This is a genomic window from Neobacillus endophyticus, assembly GCF_013248975.1.
GTDB classification, from domain to species: domain Bacteria; phylum Bacillota; class Bacilli; order Bacillales; family Cytobacillaceae; genus Neobacillus; species Neobacillus endophyticus.
Window position 1 is genome coordinate 3,260,731 of record NZ_JABRWH010000001.1, and the last position, 14,365, is coordinate 3,275,095.

Annotated in this window: 13 protein-coding genes; all 13 read left to right on the top strand. The window is 38.8% G+C overall.

The window, feature by feature from the left end:
• Positions 1-25: 25 nt before the first annotated feature.
• A complete protein-coding gene (locus HPT25_RS16110; RefSeq protein WP_173066232.1) occupies positions 26-973 on the top strand; it encodes a polysaccharide deacetylase family protein in 948 nt (315 codons plus the stop codon).
• A gap of 86 nt (positions 974-1,059) precedes the next feature.
• Entirely contained in the window at positions 1,060-2,298 is a 1,239-nt protein-coding gene (locus HPT25_RS16115; RefSeq protein WP_173066234.1) for a M16 family metallopeptidase, read from the top strand.
• A 110-nt stretch (positions 2,299-2,408) separates the two neighbouring features.
• A complete protein-coding gene (locus HPT25_RS16120) occupies positions 2,409-2,663 on the top strand; it encodes a YlmC/YmxH family sporulation protein (RefSeq protein WP_173066237.1) in 255 nt (84 codons plus the stop codon).
• Positions 2,664-2,822: 159 nt separating this feature from the next.
• Complete coding sequence (dpaA, locus tag HPT25_RS16125) at positions 2,823-3,725, top strand: dipicolinic acid synthetase subunit A (RefSeq protein ID WP_173066240.1); 903 nt, start codon at positions 2,823-2,825, stop codon at positions 3,723-3,725.
• A complete protein-coding gene (gene dpaB, locus HPT25_RS16130; protein ID WP_173066243.1) occupies positions 3,722-4,321 on the top strand; it encodes a dipicolinate synthase subunit B in 600 nt (199 codons plus the stop codon). The genes dpaA and dpaB overlap by 4 nt, the downstream gene beginning before the upstream one ends.
• A 228-nt stretch (positions 4,322-4,549) precedes the next feature.
• Positions 4,550-5,599, top strand: coding sequence for an aspartate-semialdehyde dehydrogenase (gene asd / locus HPT25_RS16135; protein ID WP_173066246.1), 1,050 nt, complete (start codon positions 4,550-4,552; stop codon positions 5,597-5,599).
• 26 nt (positions 5,600-5,625) lie between these two features.
• On the top strand, positions 5,626-6,861 hold the full coding sequence (gene dapG / locus HPT25_RS16140; protein WP_173066249.1) for an aspartate kinase: 1,236 nt from the start codon (positions 5,626-5,628) through the stop codon (positions 6,859-6,861).
• Between the two features lie 91 nt (positions 6,862-6,952).
• Complete coding sequence (gene dapA, locus HPT25_RS16145; protein WP_173066252.1) at positions 6,953-7,825, top strand: 4-hydroxy-tetrahydrodipicolinate synthase; 873 nt, start codon at positions 6,953-6,955, stop codon at positions 7,823-7,825.
• A 197-nt stretch (positions 7,826-8,022) separates the two neighbouring features.
• On the top strand, positions 8,023-9,690 hold the full coding sequence (locus tag HPT25_RS16150; RefSeq protein WP_173066254.1) for a ribonuclease J: 1,668 nt from the start codon (positions 8,023-8,025) through the stop codon (positions 9,688-9,690).
• Between the two features lie 135 nt (positions 9,691-9,825).
• Positions 9,826-10,581 (top strand): ClpP family protease, encoded by a 756-nt coding sequence (locus HPT25_RS16155; protein ID WP_173066256.1) that lies wholly within the window; start codon positions 9,826-9,828, stop codon positions 10,579-10,581.
• Positions 10,578-10,814, top strand: coding sequence for a YlzJ-like family protein (locus HPT25_RS16160; protein ID WP_173066259.1), 237 nt, complete (start codon positions 10,578-10,580; stop codon positions 10,812-10,814). The genes HPT25_RS16155 and HPT25_RS16160 overlap by 4 nt, the downstream gene beginning before the upstream one ends.
• Positions 10,815-10,935: 121 nt before the next feature.
• The gene (locus HPT25_RS16165) at positions 10,936-13,287 is read left to right on the top strand and encodes a DNA translocase FtsK (RefSeq protein ID WP_173066261.1); all 2,352 of its coding nucleotides are present in this window, start codon (positions 10,936-10,938) and stop codon (positions 13,285-13,287) included.
• Between the two features lie 311 nt (positions 13,288-13,598).
• Entirely contained in the window at positions 13,599-14,324 is a 726-nt protein-coding gene (locus tag HPT25_RS16170; protein ID WP_173066264.1) for a GntR family transcriptional regulator, read from the top strand.
• Positions 14,325-14,365: the final 41 nt, after the last annotated feature.

The following is a 14,365-nucleotide window of genomic DNA, read 5'->3' on the forward strand; positions in this document are numbered from 1 at the left end:
TCTATATGGAAGGGGGATAGGGAGAATGAAAAAGGTTACTTTAATCTTGTTCATTGGTTTGGCAGGATGGATTTTAGTAAACAATCCAATGGTAAATAAATATGTAAGTACTCTAAAGGTAAATGTTCTTCCAGCAGGAAAACAAACGGATTCTTTATATCAAACCATTTTAAAGCATGCATCTACATACAATATACCACCTTCTGATGCCAAAATTGATCCTATTTGGAAAGCCATTCCTGGGTATAACGGGTTAAAGGTTGATATCAACGCTTCTTATAAAAACATGAAGGCAAAGGGTGTATTTGACAGTAAGAAGTTGGTTTTTACTCAAATAAAGCCAAAAGTCCATCTGAAAAATCTGCCAGCCTCTCCCATTTATCGCGGCAATCCAGATAAACCGATGGTTTCATTTATTATAAACGTTGCTTGGGGAAATGAATATTTATCAGAAATCCTTGCCACGTTAAAGAGGCATCATGTAACAGCAAGCTTCTTTTTAGAAGGAAATTGGGTGAAAAAAAATCCGGAACTTGCCAAAATGATTGTAAGTGCTGGACATGAAGTCGGAAATCATTCTTACTCACATCCTGATATGGAAAGACTGACGGCATCGGCTGCGAGGGAACAGCTGATCAAAACAAACGAAGTGATCGAGGCTGCAACAGGGAAAAAATGTGAATGGTTTGCACCGCCAAGTGGGAGCTATCGTGATGAAACAGTAAAAATTGCGCGAGAATTGAATATGAATACAGTGATGTGGACAGTTGATACGATTGACTGGCAAAAGCCATCACCAGAGACACTTATAAACCGTGTAATCAGCAAAATAGGCAATGGTTCATTAGTGCTGATGCATCCCACCGAAGCCACAGCAAAATCGCTCGATCGTTTAATTACAATGATTGAAAAAAAACATTTGCAAATTGGCCCTGTTTCTGAATTAGTAAGTGAGGAAAGAATTACAAATTAATTAGTCTAAAATTTGGAGAAAATAGTTTTAACAATTATAATAAAACATTGGGATAGTATCTGCTGTTTTGAGACAGGAGGAAATACATGATAAGTAAGTTTACATGCCAAAATGGCGTAAGAATTGTGCTAGAACAAATACCAACCGTTCGATCTGTGGCTATTGGCATTTGGATCGGCACTGGTTCAAGACATGAAAATCCGCAAACAAACGGAATTTCCCATTTTCTAGAACATATGTTTTTCAAAGGTACAACAACAAGAACGGCCAAAGAAATTGCAGAGTCTTTTGACAGTATTGGCGGTCAAGTAAACGCCTTTACCTCAAAGGAGTATACATGCTATTATGCAAAAGTTCTGGATACGCACTCTCAATTTGCATTGGATGTACTCGCAGACATGTTCTTCAATTCAACATTTGTTGAAGAAGAACTGAAGAAAGAAAAGAATGTTGTTTTAGAAGAGATAAAAATGTATGAAGATACACCGGATGATATTGTACATGATTTACTAAGCAGAGCAGTTTATGTTGACCATCCGTTAGGTTATCCAATCCTAGGAACAGAGGAGACATTGAACACGTTTTCCAGTTCATCTCTAAAAGAGTATATTCATGAAAGATATACTCCAGAAAATGTTGTCATTTCGATTGCCGGGAATGTACCAGAAACCTTTATTCGCGAAGTGGAAAAATATTTTGGTTCTTATCAGGGCGGAAACCAAGAGCTTGAGGAAAATCTTCCTGTCTTCCACTCTAATCGTATTTCACGAAAAAAGGAAACGGAGCAGGCACATTTATGTATTGGCTTTGAAGGCTTAAAAGTAGGCCATGAGGATATCTATAGTTTGATCACGCTTAATAATATACTAGGCGGCAGTATGAGCTCACGATTATTTCAGGAAGTACGTGAGCAGCGCGGATTGGCTTATTCCGTTTTTTCTTATCATTCTGCTTACCAGGATAATGGGATTGTAACCATTTATGGCGGAACAGGTGCAAAGCAGCTGGACTTACTATATGAAACCATTCAAGATACATTGACAAAATTGAAACAAGACGGGATTACTGAAAAAGAACTCACTAACAGCAAAGAGCAGTTAAAAGGAAGCTTAATGTTAAGTTTGGAGAGCACAAATAGCCGTATGAGCCGCAATGGCAAAAATGAACTATTATTAAAGCGACACCGCTCTCTTGATGAAATTATTGAACAAATTGATGCTGTTACGAAACAAAGTGTAGATCAAATGGCACAAGCAGTATTTACAGACCAATTTTCAACATCATTGATTAGCCCAAATGGTGAATTCCCCAAAAAATTAAGTTAAAAACAGTTCGAATTTGAACTGTTTTTTTCTTTAGTCTAATTAAGGACGCCCCTTTATAAACTATTAAAAAGGCATTGTATATCCTAAATATGGGAAAGTGGGGAATAACTTTGAGACTAAGTGAATTAAGCGGAAAAGAAATCGTTGATGTGAAAAAAGCGGAACGGCTTGGAGTATTGGGTCAAACTGATTTAGAAATTAATGAAACGAATGGTCAAATTCAAGCATTGGTCATTCCTTCATTAAAATGGTTTGGTCTTAGAAAACAAGGACAAGAAATAAGAGTACCTTGGCAGCATATCAAAAAAATCGGCTCTGAAATGATTATCATCGATATCATGGAGGAGGGAGAAGAAGAGCGTTAATATAGAAAGCCCAAGCAAATAGACGTTTGCTTGGGCTTTTTTTATTTTATCAATGGTGGAAAACTCACCGTTTCAAGACTTCTTACATAAGATGGTGAAGTGATAAAGAGCAAGAAGAATTCCTAGATGGATTTTTAAAAAAAGAAGGTGAATGATTTCATGCTGACAGGGATGCAGATAGCCGTAATTGGTGGAGATGCCAGACAGCTGGAAATTATCCGGAAGTTAACCGAATTAGATGCCAGAATTTCTCTAATTGGTTTCGAACAGCTTGATCATGCCTTTACAGGTGCTGTCAAGGAGAAGTTGGAAGAGGTTGACTTTACGAATATCGATGCCATCATTTTACCCGTGGCTGGTACAAATTTGGAAGGTCAGGTTGAGACAATTTTTTCGAATGAAAAAGTGATTTTGACGGAAGAAATTCTCTCAAAAACACCTGAGCATTGTACCATCTATTCGGGTATTAGTAACACCTATTTAAATCATTTAATTGATCAATCCAAGCGTACACTAGTTCAATTATTTTCAAGGGACGATGTAGCAATCTACAATTCAATACCGACAGTTGAAGGAACACTTATGATGGCCATTCAACATACGGATTTTACTATACATGGTTCTAAAGTTACTGTTCTTGGATTAGGCCGATGCGGCATGAGTATTGCCAGAGCGTTTCATGCACTCGGGGCAAAGGTAAAAGTGGGAGCAAGAAAGAGCGAACATATTGCAAGAATTACTGAAATGGGTGTAACACCTTTTCATCTTAACAATACTGTTCAAGAGGTTTCAGACACAGATATTTTGATTAATACCATCCCGTATTTAATCGTCAGTGCAGCTGTCATCTCTAAGCTGCCGGCAAACACACTCATTATTGACATCGCATCAAAACCCGGCGGGACTGATTTTCGCTATGCTGAAAAACGAGGAATTAAGGCATTGCTGGCCCCGAGTTTACCAGGGATTGTCGCGCCTAAAACTGCCGGTCAAATTCTAGCAGACGTCCTTTCGCAACTGCTGCAAGAATCCCTATACAATAGAAAGGGGAAAGAAAAATGAGTTTAAAGGGTAAAAGAATTGGTTTTGGGCTTACCGGCTCACATTGTACTTATGATGACGTATTTCCTGAAATAGAAAAGCTCGTTAAGGCAGGTGCAGAAGTTATACCCGTTGTCACATTTACAGTAAAAAATACGGATACCCGATTTGGCAAAGGGGAGAATTGGGTAGAACGAATTGAAGATTTAACAGGCAATAAAGTCATCGACACCATTGTCAAGGCGGAGCCTCTAGGGCCGAAATTGCCGCTGGATTGCATGGTGATTGCACCGCTTACAGGAGTTTCTATGAGTAAGTTTGCAAATGCCATCAATGATAGTCCAGTGCTTATGGCTGCCAAGGCGACATTAAGAAATTTAAAACCAATTGTACTGGGGATCTCAACAAATGATGCACTTGGTTTAAATGGTGTTAATCTAATGAGATTAATGGCGACAAAAAATATCTACTTCATTCCATATGGCCAGGATGATCCAGTCAAGAAACCAAACTCAATGGTTGCCCGAATGACCATGCTTTCTGAAACAGTGGAGGCTGCCCTAGAGGGAAAACAAATTCAGCCAGTACTTGTCGAAAGGTATAAAGATGAAAATTAAAGGCATTTTTCTACAAGAATATTGAAAAGTATGAACTTTTATGAAAGTTCATACTTTCCTCTTAGCCAAAAATGGTTATTTCTTTTTAGGAATATGATAAAATAAATTAATCATTCAGAGGAACTTTATCTTATACTACTGATGAGGCTATAATTTTATTACTAATGCTGGAGAAAAATAAACTAAATTGAAATAACCAGCTGAGAATTGGAAAGGGGAACTATTTGAATGTATCAAGAAAATGGATTTCACGTTGCAGTTGTAGGCGCAACTGGGGCCGTAGGCCAACAAATGATCAGCACTTTATTAAACAGAAATTTTCCAATTAGAAAACTGACACTTTTGTCATCGGCACGCTCTGCTGGAACAAAGGTTGATTTTAATGGTCAAGAAGTAGTGGTACAGGAGGCTAAACCAGAAAGCTTTGAAGGTGTTGATATTGCGCTATTCAGTGCTGGCGGCAGTGTTTCAAAAGAGCTTGCTCCTGAAGCTGCTAAACGCGGGGCAATTTGTGTAGACAACACCAGTGCTTTCCGTATGGACTTAAATACTCCGCTCGTTGTTCCTGAAGTAAATGAAAGCGATTTGGAAAAGCATAATGGAATCATTGCGAATCCAAATTGCTCAACGATCCAAATGGTCGTTGCTTTAGAGCCAATCCGCCAAAAATACGGCTTGAAAAAAGTGATTGTATCAACATATCAAGCTGTTTCAGGCGCGGGTGCTGCGGCAATTAATGAATTAATGGAGCAAACGCAAGCAATTATAAATGGAGAAACATATGAAGCCAAGATTTTACCTGTAAAATCTGATAATAATCATTATCAAATTGCTTTTAACGCAATTCCGCAAATTGATAAATTCCAAGAGAACGGATATACATTTGAAGAAATGAAAATGATCAATGAAACGAAGAAAATCATGCACTTGCCGGAGCTTCATGTTTCAGCCACTTGCGTTCGTCTGCCTGTTGCTGTAGGTCATTCAGAATCAGTTTATTTCGAAATTGAGGCTGAAGGTGTAAGTGCTAACGATATCAAAGCATTGTTGAAGGATGCACCTGGTATTATTCTGCAGGATGATCCGGAAAATCAAGTATACCCAATGCCGGCCGATTGTGTTGGGAAAAATGATGTATTTGTAGGACGTATTCGTAATGATATCGATAATCCTCGCGGGTTCCATATGTGGGTTGTTTCAGATAACCTTCTAAAAGGTGCCGCCTGGAATTCAGTACAAATTGCCGAAAGCTTAGTTCGATTAGGTCTTGTAAAATAAAGCAACAGTACAAAGGCAGGTCTATTATGAAAATTATTGTTCAAAAATTCGGGGGAACTTCCGTTAAAGATGAAAAGAGCAGAAAGCATGCTCAAGGTCATATAGAAAAAGCATTAGCTGATGGTTATAAAGTGGTAGTAGTCGTATCTGCGATGGGAAGAAAAGGAGATCCATATGCAACGGATACATTGTTATCCCTTATTGGCGGCAATTTAAGCAAAATTTCCAAACGGGAACAGGATTTATTATTGTCTTGCGGAGAAATTATTTCCAGTGTGGTTTTTACGAATATGCTGCTCGAAAGCGGGATCAAAACAACAGCCTTAACCGGTGCACAAGCTGGATTTAAAACGAATAATGACCATACTAATGCAAAAATTTATGAAATGAAATGTGACAGATTACTAAGAGAATTGGAAAATCATGATGTAGTGGTTGTTGCCGGTTTTCAAGGGGCTGCCAAAAATGGAGATGTTACAACCATCGGCCGCGGGGGGAGCGACACCTCAGCAGCTGCACTTGGTGCTGCATTGAACGCTGAATGGATTGATATTTTTACTGATGTCGAAGGAATCATGACGGCTGACCCCAGAATAGCAGAAAATGCACGTCCGCTTTCAGTAGTTACTTATACAGAAGTATGCAATATGGCTTACCAAGGGGCAAAGGTTATTCATCCAAGAGCAGTTGAAATAGCCATGCAGGCAAAAGTTCCAATTCGCATCCGCTCAACCTATTCTGACTCTCTTGGAACATTGGTAACATCGGTTAGTAAAAATAGCCGTGGAAGCGACATAAAAGAGCGGCTTGTAACAGGTATTGCCCATGTTTCGAATGTGACTCAAATTAAAGTATTTGCCAAAAAAGATCAATATAATCTTCAAGCCGAAGTATTTAAAGCGATGGCAAATGAAAAAATAAGTGTTGATTTTATTAATATATCACTGAATGGTGTCGTCTACACGGTAACAGAAGAAATGACGGACCACGCCATTCAAGTGTTACAAGAACTTGGGCATGACCCTGTAGTGGAAAGACATTGTGCCAAGGTGTCCGTTGTAGGAGCAGGCATTGCAGGTGTCCCTGGAGTAACGTCTAAAATTGTCACTGCATTATCTGATCATGGCATCCGTATTCTGCAATCGGCGGATAGTCATACTACTATATGGGTTTTAGTAAAGCAAGAGGATCTTGTTAAATCGGTCAACGCTTTGCATGATGCATTTCAATTAGAGGAAGAATCTATTGAATTTAAAATGTAGGTTTTATTTGCTTTTTACTTCTGAATAGAAAATCCATTCCGTTCAAGGATGGATAGTTAGGGCTTGCCGCTAAAACGAGAGGAGTAGGAAGATGGTTCATTTCGGGCGAGTTTCCACGGCAATGGTAACCCCTTTTGACAGTAAAGGGCATATTGACTTTGCCAAGACAACAAAATTAATCAATTATTTAATTGAAAATGGCACTGATTCACTAGTGGTGGCAGGCACTACGGGTGAATCACCAACGTTATCTAAGGAAGAAAAACTGGCATTATTCGATCATGTTGTTAAAGTAGTGAAAAATAGAATTCCAGTTATTGCTGGTACAGGGAGTAATAACACCTATGCTTCTATAGAGCTGACCAAAAAGGCAGAACAGCTGGGCGTGGATGGAATTTTAGTGGTTGCACCCTATTATAATAAACCGAACCAAGAAGGGTTGTTCCTGCATTTTAAAGCAGTTGCAGAGGCAACCGTATTACCGGTAATGGTTTATAATATTCCAGGAAGATCAGTAGTAAATATTCATCCCGAAACAGTGATTCGCCTTGCGGAAATACCAAACATTAAGGCAATCAAAGAAGCAAGCGGAGATCTAAATGCAATGACACAAATTATTGCGAATACTCCAGATGACTTTTTGTTATATAGTGGTGATGACAGTTTAACGCTCCCGATTCTTGCCATTGGCGGCGAGGGGGTTGTTTCGGTTGCATCACATGTAATTGGAAATGAAATGCAAGAAATGATGAAAGCATTTTTTGAAGGTGACACGAAAACAGCTGCAAAATGTCATCAAAAGCTATTGCCCCTTATGCAGGGGTTATTTGCTGCTCCAAGCCCTGCACCTGTGAAAACAGCTTTACAGTTTAAAGGCTTGGATGTAGGATCAGTTAGGCTGCCATTAATCGGCTTAACCGAACAAGAACGAGCTACATTAAGTGCTTTAATGAATAAAAAATAGATTAGATATAGTTTAGCTGTTGTTTGGAGTGTAAATTACCATTCAAGTTTTAACATGCAAATAATCATTTAAAATCAAGCCAGCCGTCGTCACGGCTGGCTTGTCTCTTTTTGGTTGTAAAGCTTTTCATATTTCAAGTATAATAGTCATAACTGATTTCGGTCGGATCAACCCAGAGCATAGGAGGAAATGGAAACGTGATTAAGATAAAAAATGAATCCATTAAGGTAATCGCACTTGGTGGTATAGGAGAAATCGGAAAAAATATGTATCTTGTTGAAGTGGACAAGGACATATTGGTCATTGATGCCGGTTTAATGTTCCCCGAGGAAGAAATGCTTGGCATCGATATGGTGATTCCAGATATTTCGTATTTAAGAGAAAACAGGGATCGGGTCAAGGCCATTTTTTTAACACATGGACATGAAGATCACATGGGTGCACTATCATATGTATTAAGGCATCTAGATGTACCCGTGTACGGTACAAAATTGACTCTTGCACTTGCCAATGCAAAGCTTAAAGAACAGGATTATCAAGGCAAAACAAACTTCATTGAAGTGACGTCCAATACGATGGTGGAATTAGATTCAGTGAATGTTAGTTTTTTTAGAACGAACCATAGTATTCCTGACTCCATTGGTGTTTGTGTACATACATCCGAAGGCGGTATAGTCTATACAGGTGATTTTAAATTTGATCAAGCTGCTACCAAGTTATACAAACCAGAAATCGGAAAAATGACAGCGATTGGTGAACAAGGCGTATTGTGTTTATTATCTGACAGTACAGAAGCAGAAAAACCGGGATATACCACGTCTGAAGCAACCGTTGCGAAGGAAATATCTCATGCATTTTACAATGCCCAAGGCAGAATAATTGCTGCTTGTTATGCCTCCGATATTAGCAGAATTCAGCATATATTTGATGCAGCCTATGAAAACAATCGCAAAGTAGCTGTCGTAGGCAGAAGCCTTGAACGAATTTATCATATTGCATTAGATTTAGGATATTTAGAGGTAGCAAATGATTTAATTATCCCAGTTAATGAGATAAAGGATTATCAAAATCATCAATTGGTCATTCTTGCTACCGGGAGTCAAGGAGAGCCGATCGAAGCTCTGCAAAGAATGGCAAAACAAACCCATAAGCTCGTTAATATCCAGCCGGATGACACCGTCCTGATTGCCGCTTCACCACTTCGTGGGAGTGAACTGTTCTTATCTAAAACTGTTGACATGCTTTACAAGGTAGGAGCCAATGTTGTCTCCGGTAAGAAGATCATTCATGTAACAAGCCATGGAAGCCAAGAAGAATTGAAATTTATGATGAATTTGATGAATCCAAAGTTTTTTATCCCTGTTCATGGTGAATATCGGATGTTAAAAGCACATCGCAAGCTGGCGCTAGAAATCGGAATGACAAATGAACAGATCTTGATTCCTGACCTTGGCGAGATTGTAGAATGGAAGGACGGAAAACTATCGATTACAGGGAAAGTTCCATCTGGTAATGTTCTCATCGATGGTATTGGAGTTGGAGATGTCGGAAATATTGTTCTGCGAGATCGAAAATTATTATCTCAAGATGGCATTTTGATTGTTGTGGTCACATTGAGAAAGCAGGAGAAGAAAATAGCGGCTGGACCGGAAATCATCTCAAGAGGATTTGTTTATGTCCGTGAATCGGAAAAATTAATGGACGATTCGACTAAATTAGTCAAGGACATTGTGGAAAGAAATATTGCTAAAGACACTTTGGAATGGTCCAGTTTAAAGCAAGAAATAAGAGATGAATTGAATCGATATTTGTTTGAGAAAACAAAGAGAAGACCGATGATTTTGCCAATCATAATGGAAGTGTAATAATAGAAAGATCAGGTACTGGTTGACTGGAACTGGTACCTTTTCTTATGTCGGATAACTGTCCTTTTTCTTTTAAGCATGAATTTGTTTCCAATGTAAATACTAAGAAATATCATGCTTGAAGGGAGAAAGACCATGGATTCTTATTTATTAAAACATGAATTCGATAATCAAGAGGGTGGGGAACCTCAAAAAGAGGAAAAGCCACAATCTAATTTAATAGAAAAAATTCAACAGCTCGGACAGACCAATGTGCCGCAGCTCTCTTCTGATACAAAAATTCATTGTTTAACCATTGTTGGCCAAATTGAGGGACATATGGCACTTCCGCCGCAAAATAAAACAACAAAATATGAACATATCATTCCGCAGCTAGTTGCCATTGAACAGAATCCGAAAATTGAAGGCGTATTAATTATCTTAAATACGGTTGGCGGTGATGTGGAAGCGGGACTGGCCATTTCAGAAATGCTGGCTACGCTTTCCAAACCAACCGTCTCTATTGTATTAGGAGGCGGACACTCGATTGGAGTTCCTATTGCCGTTTCATGCGATTACTCCTTTATTACAGAGACGGCCACAATGACAATTCATCCAATCAGGCTAACCGGATTGGTCATAGGGGTCCCCCAAACCTTTGAATATTTGGACAAAATGCAGGAGAGAGTTGTAAATTTTGTTATAAAGCATTCGAAAATTCCGGAAAAAACCTTTAAAGAGCTAATGTTTGCAAAAGGAAATTTAACTAGGGATATCGGTACAAATGTGGTCGGTACAGATGCGGTCAAATATGGCCTCATAGATGAGGTTGGCGGAATCGGCCATGCAATGAAGAAATTAAATGAAATGATCGATCTGCAAAAAGAAGAAAATGAGGGGCTGATTCAATGATTTTATATACGATGGTCCCTCACGAATTGATTTTTCCGTATAATGCGGAAAACTATCGGAAACAGCAAATGATAACCTACCAAGGAATCCCATTGTTGGTAGAATTAACGGATCAACAGGATGTTCACGTCATTCGAATCCTAAGCACTGATCCCCAGCATTATATGGATGATAAAATCTATCCCGGTGCAAAAATTTCTTTAATGAACCTGGATGGATTGTCCGCATTATAAGTTAAACTATGGTATAATCAGGTTACGCAGACAAGAGCAGCCAATAAGGCTGCTTTCTTCCTTTATATTAAAAAAATATCAGCACGATAAGACTACAACAACTAAACTGTAAGGTGATCAAATGGCGAAAAAAAAGCGAAGACAATCAAAACGTCGCGATAATCAACTAAAACGTACAATAAAATACGAACTGTCAGCTATAGCCATTCTTGCGCTATCCATTATTTCAATAGCGAAGATGGGGGCTGTAGGAAGAGCGACGGTTCTCTTTTTCCGTTTTTGGATGGGTGAATGGTATATGCTCGGTTTATTTGGGCTCATTCTCCTAAGTGTTTTCCTTATTTGGAAAAGAGAAATGCCCTTTTTCTTCCATAGTAAATTAATCGGAATATACTTTGTAATAGCTTCCATTTTGCTATATAGTCATATTTTGTTATTTCATTCACTATCAAAAAATGGACAATTTAAATCACCAAGCGTCATAAGCAGTACTTTCAATATCTTTAAGGATGAATTATTCAACCAGACCACAACACCTGATTTAGGAGGTGGAATGATTGGTGCCGTCCTGTTTGCTATTGCCAATTTCTTATTTTCTGAAGCGGGTGCCAAAATTATAGCCTTCATTTTCATTCTTGCAGGTATTATTTTGATTACAGGAAAATCTTTCGGAGATTTCGTTGGCAAAGTTATTTTAACTATCCTTGATTTTATAAAGGGCCAATGGGATGCCTTTAAGAACGATATAACCGAGTGGAAGCAGAAACAGCAGGAACGAAAGAATGAGAAAAGAGCACAGAGAAGACAATCTCAGGAAGATACTCCAAATGAAGTACAGCCCGCCATCACGTTCCAGTCTCAGCCTGAACCTGAGGAAACGCGGTTCCAGGAACCGATTATTTCAAGCTTTGCTGATCGGGCTTATGAAGAAGCACCAGCAGAAATAAATCGTAATGAACAAGCACAAGAAAAAAGGACAAACAAAAAGCAAGAGGAAGAGGATGATAATACGCCATCCATTTCTTTCAATACCGAAGTGGAGAATGTAGATTATGAATTACCCCCGCTAAGACTTTTAAAATTGCCGAAGAAAACGGATCAAAGCGGCGAATATGAGCTTATTCATGCGAATGCAGCCAAACTTGAAAGAACCTTTCAAAGTTTTGGGGTGAAAGCGCGAGTTACCCAAGTTCATTTAGGGCCTGCAGTAACAAAATATGAGGTACACCCGGATGTCGGTGTTAAAGTAAGTAAGATTGTTAGTCTTAGTGATGATATTGCATTAGCACTTGCTGCTAAAGGAATTCGAATAGAGGCGCCAATTCCTGGCAAATCAGCGATAGGAATCGAAGTGCCGAATTCAGAAGTTGCGATGGTCTCTTTAAGAGAGGTTTTGGAGGCTACTCAATATGATCAGCCTGATGCCAAATTGATGATTGGGCTTGGCAGGGACATTACTGGTGAAGCCATGGTTGCGGAACTAAATAAAATGCCCCATCTACTCGTGGCCGGTGCAACAGGGAGTGGTAAAAGTGTTTGTATCAATGGAATTATAACCAGTCTTCTTATGAGGGCAAAGCCGCATGAAGTCAAATTAATGATGATTGACCCGAAAATGGTAGAACTAAATGTATACAATGGAATTCCTCATTTACTTGCACCAGTTGTAACGGATGCTAAAAAAGCATCCCAAGCATTGAAAAAAGTCGTGAGTGAAATGGAAAGACGATACGAATTATTTTCTCATACAGGGACTCGCAATATCGAAGGATATAACGATCATATTAGAAGGTACAATTTAGAGGAAAACGAAAAGCAGCCGCTGCTGCCTTATATTGTAGTCATCGTTGATGAATTAGCTGATTTGATGATGGTTGCTTCATCCGATGTGGAAGACTCCATTACCAGACTGGCCCAAATGGCAAGGGCTGCAGGGATTCATTTAATAATTGCGACTCAAAGACCTTCTGTTGATGTTATTACAGGTGTGATCAAAGCCAATATTCCATCAAGGATTGCCTTTGCCGTTTCCAGTGCTACTGATTCCAGAACGATACTCGATATGGGCGGTGCAGAAAAATTGCTTGGCAGGGGAGATATGCTATTTTTGCCAGTAGGAGCATCTAAGCCAGTTCGTGTGCAAGGCGCTTTTCTATCGGATCAGGAGGTTGAGGAAACAGTAGAATTTGTTATTTCACAGCAAAAGGCACAATATCAGGAAGAAATGATACCTGATGATCTCCCAGAAGTAACCGGCGCTGTTGATGACGATTTATATGAAGAGGCTGTTGATTTAATCGTAGATATGCAAACCGCTTCTGTTTCCATGCTGCAGCGCCGTTTCCGAATTGGATATACACGTGCGGCAAGACTGATAGATGAAATGGAAGCAAGGGGTGTGGTTGGCCCTTATGAAGGAAGTAAACCACGTGCTGTGCTGATAACGAAACCTAATGAAGAAAAAAGTTCATAAAAAAAGAGCCGAATGGCTCTTTTTTTATAGTAATTTTTCAAAAAGAAGGTACTATAGTAATGAATGCATTCATTTATTTTTGACTATTGCTGTTCCAGATCATTACATCTTCCTAAAAAGCCAAATTTAATTATAACAGATTTTCCGCCGGAAAATCTCTGCTTTTTTGACAATTTTCTGATTCATGTCTTTTTTCGACAAAATCATGAAATACTATTTATTTATCCTAAAAAACATGTTAAGATAAATTTCGATTAGTAGGAATGATATCAGAGGTCTGATGTCTTAGGAAAAAGGCTGGAGGAAACAGCATGTCAATTAAGTCAGATAACCGGCATTTATATTTACAAGTAATCGATCACCTAAAGCAGGATATTGAAAAGGGAGTATACAAACAAAAAGAAAAACTTCCTTCTGAATTTGATCTTGCAAAGCAGCTGGGTGTTAGCAGAGCAACTCTTCGTGAGGCGCTTCGCATCCTCGAAGAGGAAAATGTGATTATCCGGAGGCATGGTGTCGGTACATTTGTTAATGCCAAACCTTTATTTACATCTGGTATTGAACAATTGAATAGTGTCACTGACATGATTAAACAAGCTGGTATGATTCCAGGGACTATTTTCTTAAGGTCATCCAAACAGGGTCCAACCGAAGAGGATGTTCGTCGTTTCTCATGTTCTGTTTCCGAGGAAATAGTGGTAATTGAGAGGGTAAGAACCGCGAATGGTGAACCTGTCGTTTATTGTATCGATAAGGTCCCAGAACACATTTTGCCTGAAACCTTTTCCCATAAAGAAGAATCAATCTTCAACATATTGGATGAGGAGGCAAATCGCCGAATTACATATGCAGTTGCCCAAATAGAGCCTATTGGTTATCACGAGAAAATTTCCCCGATTCTTGAATGTGATCCTGAGACTGCATTATTGGTATTAAAACAAATGCATTTCGATGAAATGGATGAACCCATCTTATATTCGGTAAACTATTTTAAAGCAGATAAATTTAGTTTTCATGTTTTAAGAAAACGCGTATAGTTTTCTTATATAAGTTTTGAAAACGATACCATTCCTTGCTT

What these genes read in the sequence shown, in the direction of transcription:
- HPT25_RS16110 (WP_173066232.1), top strand. Translation starts at nt 26, where the DNA reads ATGAAAAAGGTTACTTTAATCTTGTTCATTGGTTTGGCAGGATGGATT.
- HPT25_RS16115 (WP_173066234.1), top strand. Translation starts at nt 1,060, where the DNA reads ATGATAAGTAAGTTTACATGCCAAAATGGCGTAAGAATTGTGCTAGAA.
- dpaA (WP_173066240.1), top strand. Translation starts at nt 2,823, where the DNA reads ATGCTGACAGGGATGCAGATAGCCGTAATTGGTGGAGATGCCAGACAG.
- dpaB (WP_173066243.1), top strand. Translation starts at nt 3,722, where the DNA reads ATGAGTTTAAAGGGTAAAAGAATTGGTTTTGGGCTTACCGGCTCACAT.
- asd (WP_173066246.1), top strand. Translation starts at nt 4,550, where the DNA reads ATGTATCAAGAAAATGGATTTCACGTTGCAGTTGTAGGCGCAACTGGG.
- dapG (WP_173066249.1), top strand. Translation starts at nt 5,626, where the DNA reads ATGAAAATTATTGTTCAAAAATTCGGGGGAACTTCCGTTAAAGATGAA.
- dapA (WP_173066252.1), top strand. Translation starts at nt 6,953, where the DNA reads ATGGTTCATTTCGGGCGAGTTTCCACGGCAATGGTAACCCCTTTTGAC.
- HPT25_RS16155 (WP_173066256.1), top strand. Translation starts at nt 9,826, where the DNA reads ATGGATTCTTATTTATTAAAACATGAATTCGATAATCAAGAGGGTGGG.
- HPT25_RS16160 (WP_173066259.1), top strand. Translation starts at nt 10,578, where the DNA reads ATGATTTTATATACGATGGTCCCTCACGAATTGATTTTTCCGTATAAT.
- HPT25_RS16165 (WP_173066261.1), top strand. Translation starts at nt 10,936, where the DNA reads ATGGCGAAAAAAAAGCGAAGACAATCAAAACGTCGCGATAATCAACTA.
- HPT25_RS16170 (WP_173066264.1), top strand. Translation starts at nt 13,599, where the DNA reads ATGTCAATTAAGTCAGATAACCGGCATTTATATTTACAAGTAATCGAT.